At 69.9% G+C, this 18020-nt stretch carries 15 protein-coding genes; 13 read left to right on the top strand and 2 right to left on the bottom strand.

Features of this window, described 5'->3' with window-relative positions; all coding sequences use genetic code 11:
* The first annotated feature begins 148 nt into the window (after window positions 1-148).
* From folP to AC3A57_RS11315, 13 genes are all read left to right on the top strand, one after another.
* Entirely contained in the window at window positions 149-1051 is a 903-nt protein-coding gene (gene folP / locus AC3A57_RS11375; RefSeq protein ID WP_487579030.1) for a dihydropteroate synthase, read from the top strand.
* Between the two features lie 2202 nt (window positions 1052-3253).
* Window positions 3254-4243, top strand: a complete 990-nt coding sequence (miaA, locus tag AC3A57_RS11370) for a tRNA (adenosine(37)-N6)-dimethylallyltransferase MiaA (protein ID WP_487579029.1) — start codon at window positions 3254-3256, stop codon at window positions 4241-4243.
* Window positions 4244-4404: 161 nt separating this feature from the next.
* Window positions 4405-4677, top strand: a complete 273-nt coding sequence (hfq, locus tag AC3A57_RS11365) for an RNA chaperone Hfq (protein WP_064748599.1) — start codon at window positions 4405-4407, stop codon at window positions 4675-4677.
* An 88-nt stretch (window positions 4678-4765) separates the two neighbouring features.
* Window positions 4766-6064, top strand: coding sequence for a ribosome rescue GTPase HflX (hflX, locus tag AC3A57_RS11360; protein ID WP_487579028.1), 1299 nt, complete (start codon window positions 4766-4768; stop codon window positions 6062-6064).
* Window positions 6065-6201: 137 nt separating this feature from the next.
* Window positions 6202-7311, top strand: a complete 1110-nt coding sequence (gene hflK, locus AC3A57_RS11355; RefSeq protein WP_487579027.1) for an FtsH protease activity modulator HflK — start codon at window positions 6202-6204, stop codon at window positions 7309-7311.
* Window positions 7308-8171, top strand: coding sequence for a protease modulator HflC (gene hflC, locus AC3A57_RS11350; protein WP_221671790.1), 864 nt, complete (start codon window positions 7308-7310; stop codon window positions 8169-8171). Before hflK ends, hflC begins: the two co-directional genes overlap by 4 nt.
* Before the next feature lie 6 nt (window positions 8172-8177).
* Window positions 8178-8366 (top strand): DUF2065 domain-containing protein, encoded by a 189-nt coding sequence (locus tag AC3A57_RS11345; protein ID WP_487579026.1) that lies wholly within the window; start codon window positions 8178-8180, stop codon window positions 8364-8366.
* 426 nt (window positions 8367-8792) lie between these two features.
* Window positions 8793-9143: a helix-turn-helix transcriptional regulator gene (locus tag AC3A57_RS11340; RefSeq protein ID WP_487579025.1), complete on the top strand. Its 351-nt coding sequence runs from the start codon at window positions 8793-8795 to the stop codon at window positions 9141-9143.
* 323 nt (window positions 9144-9466) lie between these two features.
* Window positions 9467-11215: a hypothetical protein gene (locus AC3A57_RS11335; RefSeq protein ID WP_487579024.1), complete on the top strand. Its 1749-nt coding sequence runs from the start codon at window positions 9467-9469 to the stop codon at window positions 11213-11215.
* A gap of 368 nt (window positions 11216-11583) precedes the next feature.
* Entirely contained in the window at window positions 11584-12876 is a 1293-nt protein-coding gene (locus tag AC3A57_RS11330) for an adenylosuccinate synthase (RefSeq protein WP_487579023.1), read from the top strand.
* A 413-nt stretch (window positions 12877-13289) separates the two neighbouring features.
* Window positions 13290-14120, top strand: coding sequence for an NAD(P)H-dependent oxidoreductase (locus AC3A57_RS11325; protein ID WP_487579022.1), 831 nt, complete (start codon window positions 13290-13292; stop codon window positions 14118-14120).
* A gap of 279 nt (window positions 14121-14399) precedes the next feature.
* Window positions 14400-15062 carry an ankyrin repeat domain-containing protein gene (locus tag AC3A57_RS11320; protein ID WP_487579021.1) on the top strand — a complete coding sequence of 221 codons (663 nt, stop codon included), beginning with the start codon at window positions 14400-14402 and terminating at the stop codon, window positions 15060-15062.
* A 106-nt stretch (window positions 15063-15168) separates the two neighbouring features.
* The gene (locus AC3A57_RS11315; protein ID WP_487579020.1) at window positions 15169-16362 is read left to right on the top strand and encodes a Tle-like phospholipase domain-containing protein; all 1194 of its coding nucleotides are present in this window, start codon (window positions 15169-15171) and stop codon (window positions 16360-16362) included.
* 85 nt (window positions 16363-16447) lie between these two features.
* On the opposite strand, the gene AC3A57_RS11310 is transcribed toward AC3A57_RS11315, so the two are convergent.
* Window positions 16448-17290 (bottom strand): type 1 glutamine amidotransferase domain-containing protein, encoded by an 843-nt coding sequence (locus tag AC3A57_RS11310; RefSeq protein ID WP_487579019.1) that lies wholly within the window; start codon window positions 17288-17290, stop codon window positions 16448-16450.
* 30 nt (window positions 17291-17320) lie between these two features.
* Window positions 17321-18013 carry a type 1 glutamine amidotransferase domain-containing protein gene (locus AC3A57_RS11305; protein WP_487579018.1) on the bottom strand — a complete coding sequence of 231 codons (693 nt, stop codon included), beginning with the start codon at window positions 18011-18013 and terminating at the stop codon, window positions 17321-17323.
* Between the last annotated feature and the right edge of the window lie 7 nt (window positions 18014-18020).

Raw genomic sequence — 18020 nt, 5'->3', positions numbered from 1 at the left:
AAAGGGCGAGCGGGCCGCGGCCAGAACTGCAAGATGAAAGCCGCGCCGCGCTTGCGTAAGCTCAGGCCGGGACGAACGCTCTTGCCGAGTCCCGAGTCCCGAGTCCCGAGTCCCGCACCCCCAGTCCCGAGCCAAAGCTGCCGATCCCATGTTCGACCTGACTCCGATCCTCGACTGCCAAGGCCGCCCGCTCAAGCTCGATCGCCCGCGGGTGATGGGCATCGTCAACGTCACCCCGGATTCGTTCTCCGACGGCGGGGCGCACGACAGCGTCGAGGCGGCGGTGGCGCACGCGCTGCGGCTGGCCGCGGAGGGCGCGGACGTGCTCGATATCGGCGGCGAGTCGACCCGGCCCGGAGCCGACGAGGTGCCGGTCGAGGAGGAACTGCGGCGCACGATTCCGGTGATCGAGCGCTTGGCGCGCGAAACCGGCTTGCCGATCAGCATCGACACCTCCAAGCCCGAGGTCATGCAGGCTGCGGTCGCGGCCGGCGCGGGGATGATCAACGACGTCTACGCCCTGCGCCGCGAGGGCGCGCTCGAAGCGGCCGCCGGGCTCGGCGTGCCGGTGGTGCTGATGCACATGCAGGGCGAGCCGCGTTCGATGCAGCACGAGCCGGTCTACGACGACGTGGTCGCGCAAGTGCACCGCTTCCTCGCCGAGCGCATCTTCGCCGCCGAGATGGCCGGCATCGCCAAGAAACGGATCGTGGTCGACCCGGGCTTCGGCTTCGGCAAGACCCTGGACCACAACCTGAGCCTGCTGGCCCAACTCGAGCGCTTCGCCGAACTCGGCGTGCCGTTGCTGGCCGGCCTGTCGCGCAAGCGCAGCATCGGCGAGCTGACCGGTCGCGAGGACGCGCGCGAGCGCGTGCACGGCTCGGTCGCCGCGCACCTGATCGCGGCCCAGCGCGGCGCGACGCTGCTGCGCGTGCACGACGTCGCCGCGACGGTGGACGCGCTGAAGGTATGGCACGCGGTCGCGGCGCAAGCGACGCCGCGGCGTACGGCGGCGTCGGCGCCTTCGTTGAAGTGGCCCGACGACGAGTAAGCCGCCCCCGCAGGCGCGCCGCGCGTCGGCGCACTCGACCGGTCGTTTCGCGCCGTCGCTGGCGATATCGAACCCGCTGCGTCCCGCGTCCGCCGACAGGCCGGCGAGGGCGAAGCCGGCGCACGCAGAGCGGCGAACCGGCGTTGAAGCGGCGCCGAAGCGGCGACGATGGCCGGACCTCGATCCACAGCGGCATAGGTCGCGCACAGGCGCAGAGCAAGAACCCTCCCGTGCCGGCGGCGGGAATGTGCGCGATCCGGCGGCTGTCTTGCCCCGTCGCGTCGAGCGAGGACTCCGCCGGCGCCGCGCCGGGATCTCGGCCGCATCCGCAAGGCTGGCGATAATTTCGCCACAATCCTGCAAGCCTTGCGGCGCAAGGCGTGAAACCCGATTCGCGGGCGACTGTCCGCAGCCTTGTCCACAGCGCATGTGGACAAGGCGCGGCCGGGATTGCGCGTGCGGCGCCAGCTTGCCGTTGGACTTGGAACCGCGACGGACAGTCCGCGTCGCGCCGGCGCAGCGCCGCCGGCGGAACGCGTCCCGGTTCGTGGACAAAAAAACGCCAAACTCCTGCAAGGCTTGCTGCGCAAGGCGTGAAACCGCCTTCGCCGATGCGTATCCGCAGCCTTGTCCACAGCGTTTGTGGACAGCGCACGCGCCGTATCGCGGCGACGCGTGGCGGTGGCGGATTTGTCAATGCGGACGGTCGCGCCCAGCCTTGGGCCCGATACCGCGCCGCATCGCCATCGGGGACGCCGATATCCATCGCCTCGCGAGCTGGCGAAGATTTGTCCAAAATCCCCGAGGCCTTGTCGCGCAAGGCGTGAAACCCGATTCGCGCGCAAGTGTCCGCAAGCTTGTCCACAGCCGCTGTGGACATGCGCAGCCGCGTTACCGCGACGATCCGCGGATATGGAGCGCTCACCGCCCCGGTCGCGCCGCCTACGCCGCCGCGAGCTCCCCCGCATCGCTCCCGCCCGCGCCAGGCTTTTCGCCGTTGCCCCCTTTGCAAAAGGGGGGGGCAGGGGGGATTTGCTCTGCACGTGGCGAAGAATTGTCCAGAATCCCGCAAGCCTTGCCCCGCAAGGCGTGAAACCCGATTCCCCGGCGAGTGTCCGCAGCCTTGTCCACAGCCGATGTGGACAAGCGCCCGAGGCGAAGCCGGCGCCGGCGCCGGCGGCAGCTCCCGATCGGTACCGCGCCGCGACAGCGGCAGGGCTCGCCGCGAATCGCCGTCGGATCCGGATATCGACGGCCTGGACAAAAAATCGCCAAAGTTCCGCGGGCCTTGATGCGCAAGGCGTGAAACACGCCTCCCGGCCGTGTGTCCGCAGGTTTTTCCACAGCGTTTGTGGACAGCGTACGCAAGCTCTCGCGGCTGTCGCACCGCACTGCCGTTGCGCCAGCGTAGCGGCATCGCCATCGCGGCCGGCCTGAAATCAGGCGCGAAACGGCTCGCGCGCGCCTGGCGATATTTTGTCCAGAATCCTGCAGGCCTTGCCCCGCAAGGCGTGAAACCCGATTCCACCGCAGCTGTCCGCAAGCTTGTCCACAAGCGATGTGGACAACGGCGCCCCGACCGAATCGCGTCGTCCGCCGAGGCGGTAGCGCGGTGGCGCCAGGGCGGGGCGTCGCAGCGATCGCCGCCGACGGCGGCGCGGCGCCGGTAGCCGCACGGCGCGCGTCATGCCGGTGCAAGCGTGTGTTTCCAGGCGCCGCAGCGGCCTGGCGATTTTTTCGCCAATCTTTGCCAGGCCTTGCGGCGCATAGCGTGAAACCCGATTCGCGGATCGCTGTCCGCAGCCTTGTCCACAGCGAATGTGGACAGCCGGTGCGCGCGCCGCGGACCGGCGCCGATCGCGCGGATGCGCGCAAAGCCTTGGAAGTCAAGCGAAAATCGCTGGTCAAATTATCGCCAACCCTCTTGCAATCGTTGTGTGGCAACGGATTGCGGGCGCGTTCCGGAAACTGTCCGCAGGCTTGTCCACAGGCTGTGTGGACAACCGCAGGCGGATGGCGATGTTTTCGCCAAAATCCCGCCAAGCCTTGCCGCGCCTGGGCTGCGCCGGCTTATCAACAGGCTTGCCCCAGTGCTTCTCCACAGCGGATGTGGAAAGCCGTCCGCCGCCGCCGCGGCTTCCGTCGCGCGCGCGGCTGTGCGAGGCTGCCGGCTCTCGCCGCCGCCCGTTCCGCTTCCGCCGCATGGCCCGTTCCGCCGACCCGCGCCCGCTCGCGATCGCCCTGATGGGGCCGACCGCGTCGGGCAAGACCGCCCTGGCCCTGGACTGGGCGCAGCGCCTGGACGGCGAGATCGTCAGCGTCGACTCGGCCCTGGTCTACCGCGGCCTCGACATCGGCGCGGCCAAGCCCAGCGCGGCCGAGCGGGCGCAGGTGCCGCACCACCTGATCGACGTGCGCGACCCCTGGCAGCCGTACTCGGCCGCCGACTTCGCCCAGGACGCGCGCCGCGCCCTGGACGGCATCGTCGCCCGCGGCCGCCTGCCGATCCTGGCCGGCGGCACCGGCCTGTACTTCCACGCCCTGCTGCGCGGCCTGGCGCCGATGCCCGAGGCCGACGCCGCGGTCCGCGCCCAGCTGGCCGCCGAGGCGGGGCAGCGCGGCTGGGCCGCCCTGCACGCCGAACTGGCCCAGGTCGATCCGGAGGCGGCGGCGCGCATCCACGCCACCGACGCCCAACGCATCCAGCGTGCCCTGGAAGTGTTCCGCCTGTCCGGCAAGCCGATCAGCCGCTGGCGGCGCGAGGCCCTGCACGCGCCGCGGCTGCCGTATCGGGTGCTCAGGCTGGCGCTGGCGCCGACCGAACGCGCGACCCTGCATGCCCGGATCGAGCGCCGCTTCGACCAGATGCTGGCCGACGGCTTTCTCGACGAAGTCCGCCGCCTGCGCGCGCTGCCGCAGCTGGGCGCGCATCCCGCCCCGCTGGATCTGCCGGCGATCCGCGCGGTCGGCTACCGCCAGGCCTGGGAGTACCTGGACGGGGCGGGCGACGAGGACGAGTTCCGTGCGCGCGGCATCTACGCGACCCGGCAGTTGGCCAAGCGCCAGTTGACCTGGTTGCGCGGCGAGCTTGACCTGCGTTGGTTCGACCCTTTGCGCGATGCGGTCGAGTTGGAACGCACATTGACGCAGTTCGCGGGCGTTCGGCTCGTAGGACAGGCCCCGGCGGCTTAGAATGGAGCGCGCAAACCCGGAACCGGGTCGCAATGTTTGCTACCACTTGCGTTACCATCGGCCGGTCGCCCTGTGGGGACAACAGCCGGCGATACGGCCGCGCCCGCACCCGTTGCTGGGAGCGCCGTCCTAATAACTAGAACATGCTGGGGAATTAGAAGATGTCTAAGGGGCAATCCCTCCAGGATCCTTTCCTGAATGCGCTGCGTCGCGAACGTGTGCCGGTCTCGGTCTACCTCGTCAACGGCATCAAGCTGCAGGGCACGATCGAATCGTTCGATCAGTTCGTGGTGCTGCTGCGCAATACCGTCAGCCAGATGGTCTACAAGCACGCGATTTCCACCGTGGTGCCCGCGCGCAACGTGCGCGTCGGACCGGGCGGCGGCTATGTCCAGTCGGCCGACGGCGGCGACGGCAGCGACGAAACCGAATAATCCGGAACGAGAGCGGAGGACGGGGCCGGCACGGCATGGCCGCCTTGACTCGTTCCTCGTTCCTCTCCACTCGTTCCCCGGGCCCTAGATGTTCGAACGTTCCAAGAAGGGCGAGCACGCCCTGTTGATCCAGCCCCACGCCGGCGGCGCGCCGGACGAGGACCTGCTGGAGGAGTTCGCCGACCTGGCGCGGTCGGCGGGCGCCACCGTGGCCGCGGTGCTGACCGCGCGCATCGACCGGCCCAATGCGGCGACCCTGATCGGCAGCGGCAAGCTCGACGAGGTCAAGGCCGCGGCCGACGCCAGCGGCGCCGACCTGATCCTGGTCAACCATCCGCTCAGCCCGGGCCAGGAGCGCAATCTCGAGCGCGCCCTGCAGCGCCGGGTGGTCGACCGAACCGGCCTGATCCTGGACATCTTCTCCCAGCGCGCGCAGAGCGCCGAGGGCAAGCTGCAGGTCGAACTGGCCCAGCTCAAACACATGGCCACCCGCCTGGTGCGCGGCTGGACCCACCTGGAGCGCCAGCGTGGCGGCTCGATCGGCCTGCGCGGGCCCGGCGAAACCCAGCTGGAAACCGACCGCCGCCTGCTGCAGAAGCGGGTCGAACAGTTGCAGCGCCGGCTCGACAAGGTCGAGGTGCAACGTACCCAGATGCGTCGCGCGCGGGTCCGCAGCGAACTGCCGCGGGTGGCCCTGGTCGGCTACACCAACGCCGGCAAGTCGACCCTGTTCAACGCCCTGACCGGCGCCGAGGCTTACGCCGCCGACCAACTGTTCGCGACCCTGGACCCGACCGTGCGCCGGATCGAGCTGTCCGGCGGCGCGGTGGTGCTGGCCGACACGGTCGGCTTCGTCCGCGACCTGCCGCACGAACTGGTCGCGGCGTTCCGCTCGACCCTGTCGGAGGCGCGCGAGGCCGACCTGCTGCTGCACGTGATCGACGCCGCCGACCCGCATCGCGACGACCGCATCGCCCAGGTCGACGAGGTTCTGAACGAAATCGGCGCCGGCGATTTGCCGCAATTGCTGGTTTTCAACAAGATCGACCGCCTCGAAGGCGTGCCGCCGCGGGTCGACCGGCCCGGCGAGGAGCGCCACCGGGTATGGGTCTCGGCCCGCCAGGGCCTGGGCCTGGAGCTGTTGCGCGGCGCCCTGGGCGAGGCCTTGCAGCTGCGCCACATCGCCGGCGAGCTGCGGATCGCCCCGCAGGACGCGCGTTTGCGCGCGCGCCTGCACGAGCTGGGCGCGGTCCGCGCCGAGCAGGCCGACGAGCACGGCTGGCTGCTGCAGGTCGACCTGGCCCTGGCCGACGCCCAGCGCCTGTTCGTCCAGGCTCACGGCGAAGCGCTGCGCCCCTTGCTTGAGGCGGTTCAGGACCCCACCTAGAATCGACGGGTTCGCGCGCGCTGGTTCGGCGCGCGGATTCCCGCGGCGCATCGGCGCTGCGGGCCGGCGGCGTGCCGCCGGTGCAGCGGGCTGGACAGAGGACGTCCCGCCCGGCGCCCAACTTCTTAGGAGCAGGCATGGCCTGGAACACCCCTGGCAGTGACAATTCCGGCGACAACCCGCGTCCGCCGCGCCGCAAACCCCAAGGGCGCGGCCTCGACGCCGTGATCGAGCCGCTGCGCGGCCTGTTCGGCAACGGCGGCGGCGGGATCCTGCGCTGGGTCGCGCTGCTGCTCGGCCTGTGGCTGATGTTCAACTGCTTCGTCCTGGTGACCGAGCAGGAGCGCGGCGTGGTCCTGCGCTTCGGCGTGTTCTCGCGCGTGCTCCAGCCCGGCCCGCATTTCAAGGCGCCGTGGCCGATCGAGAGCGTGCGCAAGGTCAACGCGACCCAGACCCAGGCCTACAGCGAAACCATCCCGGTGCTGACCCGCGACGGCAACATGGTCAACGTCGAGATCAACGTCCAGTACCGGATCGAGTCGCCGCGCCAGTACCTGTTCGGTTCGCGCAAGCCCGACGACGTGCTCAAGCAGGCCGCGCAGAGCGCGGTGCGCGAGCAGATCGGCCGCTCCGACCTGGACACCGTGCTCGGCGCGCGCAGCGTGCTGACCACCCAGGTGCGCCAGCGCCTGCAGGCCTCGCTGAAGGCCTACGAGACCGGCCTGATCCTGACCGAGCTCAACCTGCCCAACGCGCGTCCGCCGGAAGAGGTCAAGGACGCGTTCGACGAGGCCCAGCGCGCCAACGCCGAGAAGTCGACCTCGATCAACGAGGCCCAGGCCTACGCCAAGAAGATCGTCCCGGAAGCGCGCGGCGACGCGCAGCGCATCCGCACCACCGCCGAGGGCTACAAGACCTCGACCGTGGCCCGCGCCGAAGGCGACGCGACCCGCTTCTCGCTGCTGGTCGAGCAGTACAAGAACGCGCCCGACGTGACCCGCAAGCGCCTGTGGCTGGATACGGTGCAGGAAGTGCTGGCGCAGAACCGCACCATCGTCGGCGGCGACTCGCGCCAGATCCTGTACGTGCCGATGGCCGACCGCAACGCGGTGCCGACCACGCCGGGCCCGGTCAGCGTGCCGCTGCAGCCGGAAATGCTCAGCCCGGTCACTTCGACCGAGTCGGCCACCATGCCCTACGTCGGCCGCCCGGCGCGCCCGAAGACCCGCGATGAGGTGATGCGATGAGATTCCCCGTCATTGTGGCCGCGGTGGTGGCCGCCCTGCTGGCGCTGCTGGGTTCGGTGTTCACCGTCTCCGAAGGGCACAGCGCGATCGTGTTCCGGCTCGGCACCGTGGTGCGCGAGGACATCGGCCCCGGCCTGCGCTTCAAGTGGCCGCTGATCGAAACCGCGCGCGTGTTCGACCGCCGCCTGCAGATCCTGGAATCGCCGCCGGAGCGCTACCTGACCGCGGACAAGCTGGACGTCAGCGTCGACTTCTTCGCCCTCGGCCAGATCGACGACATGCGCCGCTTCTTCCAGGCCACCGGCGGCGACGAGTCGGTCGCGGTCGAGCGCCTGGCGCCGATCATCCGCGACTCGCTGCGCAACGAGATCAACTCGCTGAAGCTGCTCGACGTGGTCAAGGGCGACCGCGAAGCGGTGATCGGCAAGCAGCTGGAAGCGATCAACAAGGGCGCCGCGACGCTGGGCATCCGGATCAAGGACATCCGCATCAAGCGCATCGACCTGCCGCAGGACAGCAACGTGCTGGCCTCGGTCTACAACCAGATGCGCTCGCAGCGCCTGCAGGTCGCCAGCCAGCTGCGCGCCGAGGGCGTGGAGCAGGCGCAGGCGATCCGCGCCGCGGCCGAACGCGACCGCACCGTGATCCTGGCCGAGGCCGAGCGCGACGCGCAGCGCCTGCGCGGCGAAGGCGACGCCCAGGCCGCGCGCCTGTACGGCGAGGCGGCGAACAAGGATCCGGCCTTCTTCGCCTTCCAGCGCAGCCTGGAGAGCTACCGCAAGTCCTTCGCCGATGGCCAGAGCGTGATCGTGCTCGACCGCGACGATCCGTTCCTGCAATACCTCAAGTCCGACCGCTGAGGCGCCGTGGCCGGCGAAGTGCTGCGGGCGCTGTGCCTGGTGGCGGTGTTCGAGGGGCTGTTCCTGTTCGCCGCCCCGCGCGGCTGGAAGCGCGCCGCCGAACAGCTGCTGATGCTGCCCGACCGGCACCTGCGCCTGGTCGGGGCGACAGTGGTGGCGATCGGCATCGTCGCCTTGTGGCTCGCGCGCGGCTGAGCGGTCGCGCCGAGCGCGGGCGAGCCTGTCGCCTATAGCGCATCGACCGCGCACGCGGCCGCTCCGGCCGCGTGCGCGGTCCGCCCGCGCTGCCCGAATCCTCGCCGCAAGCCCTCCCGATCCTGCGCACGGGCCGCCTGGGCCGCATGCGATTGGCTTTGCGCCGCATCGCGGCGTCGGTTGGGAAAGGCGTCGCAACGCAGGCGTCGGCTGCAGGCCAGGCAGGCCTTCGGTTTGCCTCGTCGCCAGGCCGCGCGTTCGCATCCGCATCGCTCGGCACGACCGACGTTTTCATCGCCGCGCGGGCGATGGCCGATCCGGACCTCCGCCGGCGTTTGGCTAGCAGCGGCGGACATGATCGCTGCCTGCTCGGCAGGACTTTCGTCACACGAACTCCGGTACACGAAAGGAGGAGCGATGTCGTCGATGTCGACGCGAATCCGGCGTGCGCGCAGGTTCGCCAATTTTTCCCAGACCCAACTGGCCGGGCGCGTCGGCGTCCAGCGCAGCGCGGTGGCGCAATGGGAGCAGGCGGGCGGCACTTCGCCCAGCGTGGACCACCTGGCGCGGGTCGCGCTGGCCACCGGGACGTGTTTCGAATGGTTGGCTACCGGACGCGGACGCGCGCAGCCCAACGGCGGCGATTTCGACATGGCCGTCACGATGCAGGACTTCGCCCAAAGCGAGACCGAGGGCCGGATGCTCGAATTGATCCGGCGCCTGCCGCCGAAGAAGCAACGGATGGCCTGTTCGATCCTGGACCTGCTCGCCGGCTGAGCCGCCGGCCGCGCCGCAAGGCGTCCGCGAACCGCGCCGCAGCGTCGGCTCGGCCCGCTCACCGTCGTTCGCCGCCCATGACGCCGGTCAACAGGGCGCGGAGAAGCGCATCACCTTTGCCCGCGTTTCGCGATCGGGACTGCGAATCCTTCCCCGGTCGTCCCGGTATCGACCCGTTTTCGCCCTGTCGCCGACCCCGCTAGCGGTCCTAGAACCATCGGCGGCGAACGACGCAGGCGGCCTCCGATCTCTCCGGCGGCGACGGCGCCAAGACGCCAGTCATCCCACCGTCCCAGAACGTCCACACGACCCGGAGTCGCGTCATGAAGGAATCGCTGCACTTGCGTCGGACCGCACTCGCCCTGGCCCTGCTGTCGCTGAGCGGATCGGCGCTGGCCGCCACCTGCCCGGCCTACAACCCGTCCAACAAGGCCAACAAACTCTACCTGGTGTTCCCGACCGCGCCGATCGCCTACCCCTCGTTCGGTTTCTCGGCCGGTTCGGTGACCAATCCGGCGGCCGCGTTCAACGCCGCCGACCTGCCCAGCTACACCGGCACCACCACCGCGCTGCGCGACGCGGTCAAGCACGTGGTCGAGCTGGACTACTGCGAATTCAACGTCCAGGTGCTGCCGACCGCGACCCTGCCGCCGGCGACCTTCCCGCGCCGCAACGTGGTCGCGGTGACGACCAAGTCGGACATCGCCGACGGCCTGTTCGGCCTGGCCCAGGCGGTCGATACCGGCGATGCGGTCGCGGTCGACTATTCCTACGTCTGGGGCAAGACCTACCAGGACTGGACCGGCGGCCCGGGCGGCGCGCTCAACGGCGCCAACTCGACCCTGGACCGCTGGGCCAACTCGATCGGCGGCACCGCCGCGCACGAGGCCGGGCACAACTACGGCCTGGCCCACAACACCATCGTCGGCCCCGGCGAAGACACCTACAAGCACCATGTGATGCCGGCCGGCGGCGCGCTTACCGCCGAAGACCGCGCCGGCTACCGCCGCCATTTCAGCGACCACGAATTCTCGGTGCTGGCGGCCAACGTCGGTCTGTCGCTGCAGACCATGTGGAACTGGGACCTGGTCAATCCCAACGCCGCGCCCGCGCACAGCCTGGAGCTGCGCGTGCTGTATCCCTCGGCGACCCCGCCGGTGATCGACTGGGCTTTCGCCGGCTGCAACAGCCCGTGGATCAACCCGACCGTGATCGGCCCGATCGGCCCGTCCGAAACCTTCCAGGGCGGCACCTACTACCCGTATACGGTGAAGTGGAGCACGCCGAATCCGGGCTGGGGCACCGGCGGCTGCGTCGGCCTGCCGGGCGCGCCGGGCCAGGCGCCGGGCGGGGTCAAGTTCCACATCGGCGCGTCTTTCGCCGGGGTCAACTTCAATCTGTCGACGCCGAACCCGATCGTGATCAAGGACATCACCCTGCGCAATTCGTCGAATGTGGCGATGGCGCTGAATCCGCGTCTGCACGCCTTCGACGCCGGCACCCTGGACACCATCGGCGGCACCTTGAACCTGGGCGTGTTCAACCTCGCCGACACGCCGCTGCTGGTGCGCGACCTGCAGGTGATGGAACTGCCGCGCGTACTCGCGCTCGACCAGATGGTGGTAGGCGGGCGCATCGCCGACTTCCTCGGCGAGCCGTTCCAGCCCTGGCCGGAAACCACCCGCACCCTGGTACGCGAAGCCAAGCTGGATCCGCGCGGCAAGGGCCTGAGCCTGCCGATCGCCCAGCTCGGCCAGCGCCGCCACGTCTACGAGGTGATCACCGAGGAGGACTGCAAGAAGGGCCAGGCCGACCGCTTCACCGCCGGTCCCGACACCGCCGACTGCCGGCCGGGCACCAACATCGACCTGTTCCCCTCGACCACGGTCTATTTCACCGCCAATACGGTCGACCCCAACGCCACCTACTGGGACCCGGACAAGCGCGCCTACGTGCGCGGCGAGCTGGCCACGCGCACCTACTACCAGCTCACCGGCCGCCGCCTGGACCAGGACAAGAACGGCGTCGACGACTACGTCGACGCGCGCCAGGCAGGCAAGAGCGGACGCTGAGCGGGACGGTTGCGGCTGCCGGGCGCGTCGGACCGCCCGGCGGCAGGCGGGCCCGGCATGACGCCGGGCCCGCGTTTTGACCGGCGGGCCTGCGCACGGACGGGCCGGCGGGCGGGGCGGGGGAGGGCGCAAGCATGAACGAAACCCGCCCGCCGGACCGATCCGGAGCGCTCGCCCGGACGATCCGACCGATTTGGGGTGGCCTTGACCCCCCGAAACCCGGATAATGCACAAAAGCCGGCCGGGGCCATCCCCGCCGGCTTTTTTCCGTTCATGGCCCTGTGGCGCGGCATCGGCTGCGACTGGGCCGCGAGCGGACGCCAGGCGGCCACCGCCGCTATCACCGCAAGCGCAGGAGTTTGAAGGTCATGGGTCAGTCAGTCGTCGTTCTCGGTGCCCAGTGGGGCGATGAAGGCAAGGGCAAGATCGTCGACCTGCTGACCGAGCAGATCGGCGCCGTCGTGCGTTTCCAGGGCGGCCACAACGCCGGCCACACCCTGGTCATCGGCGGCAAGAAAACCGTGCTCCACCTGATTCCCTCCGGCATCCTGCGCGAAGGCGCGCTGTGCCTGATCGGCAACGGCGTGGTGCTGAGCCCGGCCGCGCTGCGCAAGGAAATCGAAGAACTCGAGGCGACCGGCGTGGAAGTGCGCTCGCGCCTGAAGATCAGCCCGGCCACGCCGCTGATCATGCCCTACCACATCGCCCTGGATCAGGCCCGCGAAAAGGCCGCCGGCGGCAAGGCCATCGGCACCACCGGTCGCGGCATCGGCCCGGCCTACGAGGACAAGGTCGCCCGCCGCGGCATCCGCGTCGCCGACCTGCACTACCCGGAACAGCTGGCCGAGAAGCTGCGCGCCGCGCTGGACTACCACAACTTCGTCCTCACCCAGTACCTGGGCGTGGAAGCGGTCGATTACCAGAAGACCCTGGACGAGGCGCTGGCCTTCGGCGAATACGTCGAGCCGATGAAGTCCGACGTCGCCGGCATCCTTCACGAGCTGCGCAAGCAGGGCAAGCGCGTGCTGTTCGAAGGCGCGCAGGGCTCGCTGCTCGACATCGACCACGGCACCTATCCGTACGTGACCTCGTCCAACACCACCGTCGGCGGCGCGATGGCCGGCACCGGCGTGGGCGCGGATTCGATCGACTACGTGCTCGGCATCGCCAAGGCCTACGCCACCCGCGTCGGCGGCGGTCCGTTCCCGACCGAACTGGACGACGAAGTCGGCCAGGGCATCCGCGACCGCGGCCAGGAATACGGCGCCACCACCGGCCGCCCGCGCCGCTGCGGCTGGATCGACATCGTCGCGCTGAAGCGCGCGGTGGCGATCAACGGCATCACCGGCCTGTGCATCACCAAGCTCGACGTGCTCGACGGCATGAAGACGCTGAAGATCTGCATCGCCTACGAATACCGCGGCAAGCGCACCGAATACGCGCCGCTGGACGCGGCCGGCTGGGACGAGTGCACGCCGGTGTACCTGGAGTTCCCGGGCTGGGACGAGAACACCCACGGCATCACCGAGTGGGACAAGCTGCCGCCGGCCGCGCGCGCCTACCTGCGCGCCCTGGAAGAGCTGGCCGGCTGCCCGCTGGCGATCGTCTCCACCGGTCCGGACCGCGACCACACCATGGTCCTGCACGACCTCTGGGCCTGAGCCCGGTTCGGTTTCGCTTCGAAAGAGCCCCGCACCCGCGGGGCTTTTTTGTGGCTGCGCCAATCGCGCGTTTCCTCTCCGCCACTACGGCAATAGCGACCATTCCGGAGGCGGGCTGCGCGGCGGGCTCTCGATTCGCGGCCGACGCGTGAGTCGTCGTCCCCGCGTAGGCGGGGATCCAGAGACTTCAGCGCTGTGTCTCGATGAAGCCCTGTACGCCCACCTTCGCGGGCATGACGGGAGTAGGGACGCCGACGATTCTCTAGCCGCCGCCACTCCCGCGAACGCGCTTCCGCTTCGTTTCGATGGGGCGATATTGGTTCCTATGAATCCTCAATAAGGTTCTTTAAATGAACCACTGAAGCGTAATGCGCTGCGATAACCTGGCCTTCCCTCATCCAGGCCACGCCGCCATGTCGACCGCCTCCACCGCCTCCACCGATGCCGCCCCGCGCAACAAACGCGTGCTGATCGTCTACGCCCACCCCGAGCCGCGATCGCTCAACGGCGCGCTCAAGGACGCGACCGTCGCGCATCTGCTCGCCACCGGCCACCAGGTCGAAGTGAGCGACCTGTACGCGCAGGGCTGGAAGACCTCGATCGACGCCGCCGACTTTCCGCAGCACGATCCGGACCGGCGCCTGCAGGTGATCGCCGCCTCCGGCCGCGCCTATGCCGACGGCGCCCTGACCGAGGACGTGCGCGGCGAGCAAGACAAGCTGCGTTGGGCCGACGCGGTGATCCTGCAGTTTCCGCTGTGGTGGTTCTCGATGCCGGCGATCCTCAAGGGCTGGATCGACCGCGTCTACGCCTACGGCCTGGCCTACGGGGTCGGCGAGCATTCCGACCGTCGCTGGGGCGACCGCTACGGCGAAGGCTCGTTCGACGGCAAGCGGGCGATGCTGTCGGTGACCGCCGGCGGCTGGCGCGACCATTACAGCGCGCGCGGCATCAACGGCTGCATCGACGACATCCTGTTTCCGATCACCCATGGCGTGCTGCATTACCCCGGCTTCGAAGTACTGCCTTCGTTCGTGGTCTATCGCAGCGAACGGGTCGACGCGGCGCAGTTCGAGCAACTGCGCGCGCAACTGCACGAACGCCTCGACGGCCTGTGGACGCAGCCGCCGATTCCGTTCCGGCAGCAGAACGCAGGCGACTACGAACTGCCGTCCCTGCGTTTGAAGCCGGGCCTGGAAACGCCCGGCGCGCAAGGTTTCCGCTTGCATCTGCGGGCGGACTGACGGCGCCGGCGCGGCGCCGCCGGACGGATCGCGACGGCGTCGCGCGGATACGTAAACGCATCGTCCTTGCGGCCACGGCGCCGCGCCGTTTTGTGATCCAGGTCCGCCAAGGCTGCGCGGTCATCGGCTTCTTGCTAGGCTCGACCCGCCACGGTACGTGGCCGTATGTCGGGGACGACGCGGCTCAGGGGACGCTCCGTGCGCGTCGTTGGATTCGTTCGTTGCCCGCCCGCGGCGGGCGCCAGGGGTAGATCCGGCAGTGCTCAGGAGGAGTGCAAGATGACAGTGGTAGTAGACGTGCGCGAAATATTCGCCGATCCGGCCGTGGCCGATCTGGCCGAAGCGGTGGCCGAGGGGGATGCCGCCGAAATCCGTCGACGGGCCGCAGGCGTGGACCTGCACGTGCGCGGCGACAAGAACGTGACCCTGCTCGAATGGGCGGTGCTCAACAAGAGCCCGGTCGGGTTGCGCAGCCTGCTCGATCTCGGCGCCGATCCGGCCCAGCCCGGGATCGACGGCAGCACCGTGGTGCATATGGCGGCGATGGCCAACGACCCGAGCTATCTCGAGATCCTGCTCGAGTACGGCGCCGATCCCGACACCGCGCATGCGGAAACCGGCATGACCCCGCTGAGTTCGGCGCTGATGGGCGGCCGCGCGGTGCAGTTCAAGCGCTTGCTGATCGCCGGCGCCGCGGTCGATCGCGCCGACCGCATGGGCAACACTGCCCTGCACGTGGCGGCCAAGACCAACCAGCCCGGCGCCGCGCTGGAATTGCTGCAGGCCGGCGCCGATCCGTCGCCGCGCAACGCCCAGAGCGCGACCTTCCAGCGCTATCTGTTCATGACCCCGCCGAGCGTGCTGAGCGCGTCGGCGCGTCGCGACCGCGATGCGCTGGTGGCGTGGATGCGCGATCGCGGCCACGCGCTGGAAAACGGTTGATCCGGCCGCGCGCGGCGCCGCTTGATGCGGCGTGCGGCGCGAGCCTGCCTAGGAAGATACGGAGCCCGGCTTCGCCCGGGTTCCAGGGATTCAGGGAGAAAGAATCATGAGCGAGCAGTCCCAGCGCACGAACGGTGAGCCTTCGTTCGCCGACCAAGTCCGCGGCCTCGACGCCAAGCCGATCGACAAGACGATGGCACGGCTGATGGACGATCTGTACGAACTCGGCCCCGGCGCCGACGGCTTCAAGCCGCTGAGCGCCGATCAGCTGCTCAAGGCCGGCATCGACCCGGCCTCGCTGGAAAACCCGGACAGCGGTTTCCGCGCCCGCATCTACGGCGACGAGCAGGGCCGTTACGTGCTGGCGTATTCGGGCACCGACGAAGGCAAGGACTGGCTGACCAATTTCCGCCAGGGCCTGGGCTTCGAGGACGCGCAGTACAACCAGGCCATCGCCCTGGCGCGCGAGGCGAAGATCGCGTTCGGCGACCAGGTCGCGATCACCGGCCATTCGCTCGGCGGCGGCCTCGCCGGCGCGGCCTCGATCAGCACCGGCATCCCGGCGGTGACCTTCAACGCCTCCGGCGTACACGACAAGACCCTGGAGCGGATCGGCATCGATGCCGATGCGGCCAAGCAAGAGGTCGCGCACAACGGCCAGATCCGCCGTTTCGCGGTCAAGAACGAGATCCTGACCGACCTGCAGGAGCACAGCATCCCGCTGAAGTGGGCGATGCCCGATGCGGTCGGGCACAAGATCGAACTGCCCGATCCGGATCCGCAATCGTTCTGGCGGCGGATGATCCCGGGCAACGGGATCAAGCACGGCATCGACGTGCACTACATCGAGGCGGTGATCAAGGCGCAGGAAATGGCCTACCCCGAGCGCCGTGGCGCGGCCCTGGATGCGCCGGAGGCGCCGGTGCGGACGGCCGCCGCCGCGGATTGGGCGCAACCGGGCCATTCGCACCGCGCGATGTACGATCAGGCGCTGCACGCACTGCAGGGACTCGACGGAAAAGGCCTGGAATTCCGCGGCGAGCAGGGCATGCGCAATGCCGCCGCGCACGCGACTTTGGACGCGCGCGCCAACGGCCTGGAGCGGATCGACCACGTGGTGCCGGGACGCGACGGCAGCGGTTTCTTCGTCGTCCAGGGCGCGCTCGAAGACCCGAGTCACCGGCGGGTGTTCCTCGACCAGAGCCGCGCCGTGTCGACGCCGCCGCCGGCGCCGGCCGCAGCGCACGCCGAGCAGGTCGTCGCCCAGCAGGCCGAAACCCGGCGCGCGGTGATGAGCTGACCGCTCGCAACGCACCGCATCGCGCCAACGGCGGCCCGAGGGCCGCCGTTCGCGTTTGCGTCCGGGCTTGCGCCCGCGGCGCAGCCTACTTCAGGCGCTTGAGCAACTCATCGGTCACGCCCATCGCCGAAGCCGGGTTCTGGCCGGTGATCAGTTCGCGGTCGACCACCACCTGCGCCGTCCACGGCTGGGCGTTGCTGCGATAGACGACGCCGGCCTGTTCCAGCGCGGTCTGCGGATAGAACCGCATTTGCCCGCCGCCGAGCTGGGGCTTGGCGATCTCTTCTTCCTGGTTGCTGATCACCGTGACCTGGTAGCCGCGGTAGATCCACTGCGCCGGCGCGGTGGCCCGGCCGCCGGTGGCGAGTTCGGCGGTGAAGGCCGAAGCCTGCGGCAGGGTCGACAACAGCGCGATCGGACCGTGGCAGACCAGGGCGGTGGGCTTGGCCCGGGCATGGAAGTCGGCGAGCAGGCGGCCCAGCGCCGGGTCGTGCAGCAGGTCCTGCATCGGCGCGTGGCCGCCGGGGATGTAGACCGCGTCAAAGCGCCCGTAGCCTTGCTGCTCGATGCGCGCCAGGCTGAGCACCGGCGAGCGTTCGGCCGAGGTCAGCGCGAGCCGGTCGAGCAGGGCCTGGTGCTCGCGCAGCGCCGCGGCGTCGCCGCCGAAATGCATCGCATCGACCGAACTGCGGTCCAGCGTCGGCGCGCGGCCTTGCGGCGTGGCGAAGGTCAGGCGGTGGCCGGCGTCGAGCAAACGCTTGACCGGCTGCATCAGTTCGTTGAGGTAGAAGCCGGTGGCGAAGCGCTTGCCGTCCTTGAGTTCGAGATGGTCGGCGTCGGACAGCACCACCAGCACCTCGGCTGCGTGGGCGCCGCTGGCGGCGAGCGCCAGAGCCAGGGCGAGGCTCAGGGTGGAAACGGATTTCATGATGGAGATTCCTGGGAAGAAGAGGGGAGGTCAGCCGTCGGCCAACACGCGCTCGCGCAAAGCGGCGCCGACGCCGGCGGCCGATTGCGGGTTCTGTCCGGTGATCAGGCGGCCGTCGACCACGACCTGTGCGGTCCAGTCCGGCGCGGCCTGATGCAGCGCGCCGCGCTCGGCCAGGGTGCTGGCGAGCAGGAACGGCACCACCTGTTCGAGTCCGACCGCGCGTTCTTCGCTGTCGGTGAACGCGGCCACGCGCTTGCCCGCGACCAGCGCCGTGCCGTCGTCGAGGACCACGTTCACCAGCGCCGCCGGGCCGTGGCAGACCGCGGCGACCGCGCCGCCGGCCTGGTAGACCTCGCGCGCGACCCGCGCCACCGCGGCGCTGCCGGGGAAGTCCCACATCGCGCCGTGGCCCCCGGCGAAGAACACCGCGGAGTAGCGCGAGGCATCGACCCGGTCGAGGCGTTGGGTATCGGCCACCGCGGCGCGGAACACGGGGTCGTTCCAGTAGCGGGCATTGATCGGATCGTCGAGGTCCAGGCCGTCGACCGGTGGCTCGCCGCCCTGGATCGAGGCGAACTCGACCGGGATCCCGGCCGCGTCGAGCTCGGCCAGCGGGTGAGTGACTTCGCCGAGGTAGTAGCCGGTCGGCTGGCCGGTGGCGTCCTTGCGGTCGTGGCTGGTCAGCACGAACAAGACCGGGCGGGAGGGAGCGGGGGACATGGGCGGA

The sequence above is a fragment of the Lysobacter sp. Soil_C_15 genome (assembly GCF_057657315.1).
Note: the sequence above shows the minus strand (reverse complement) of the source record. Positions and strands in the feature narration are given on the sequence as shown.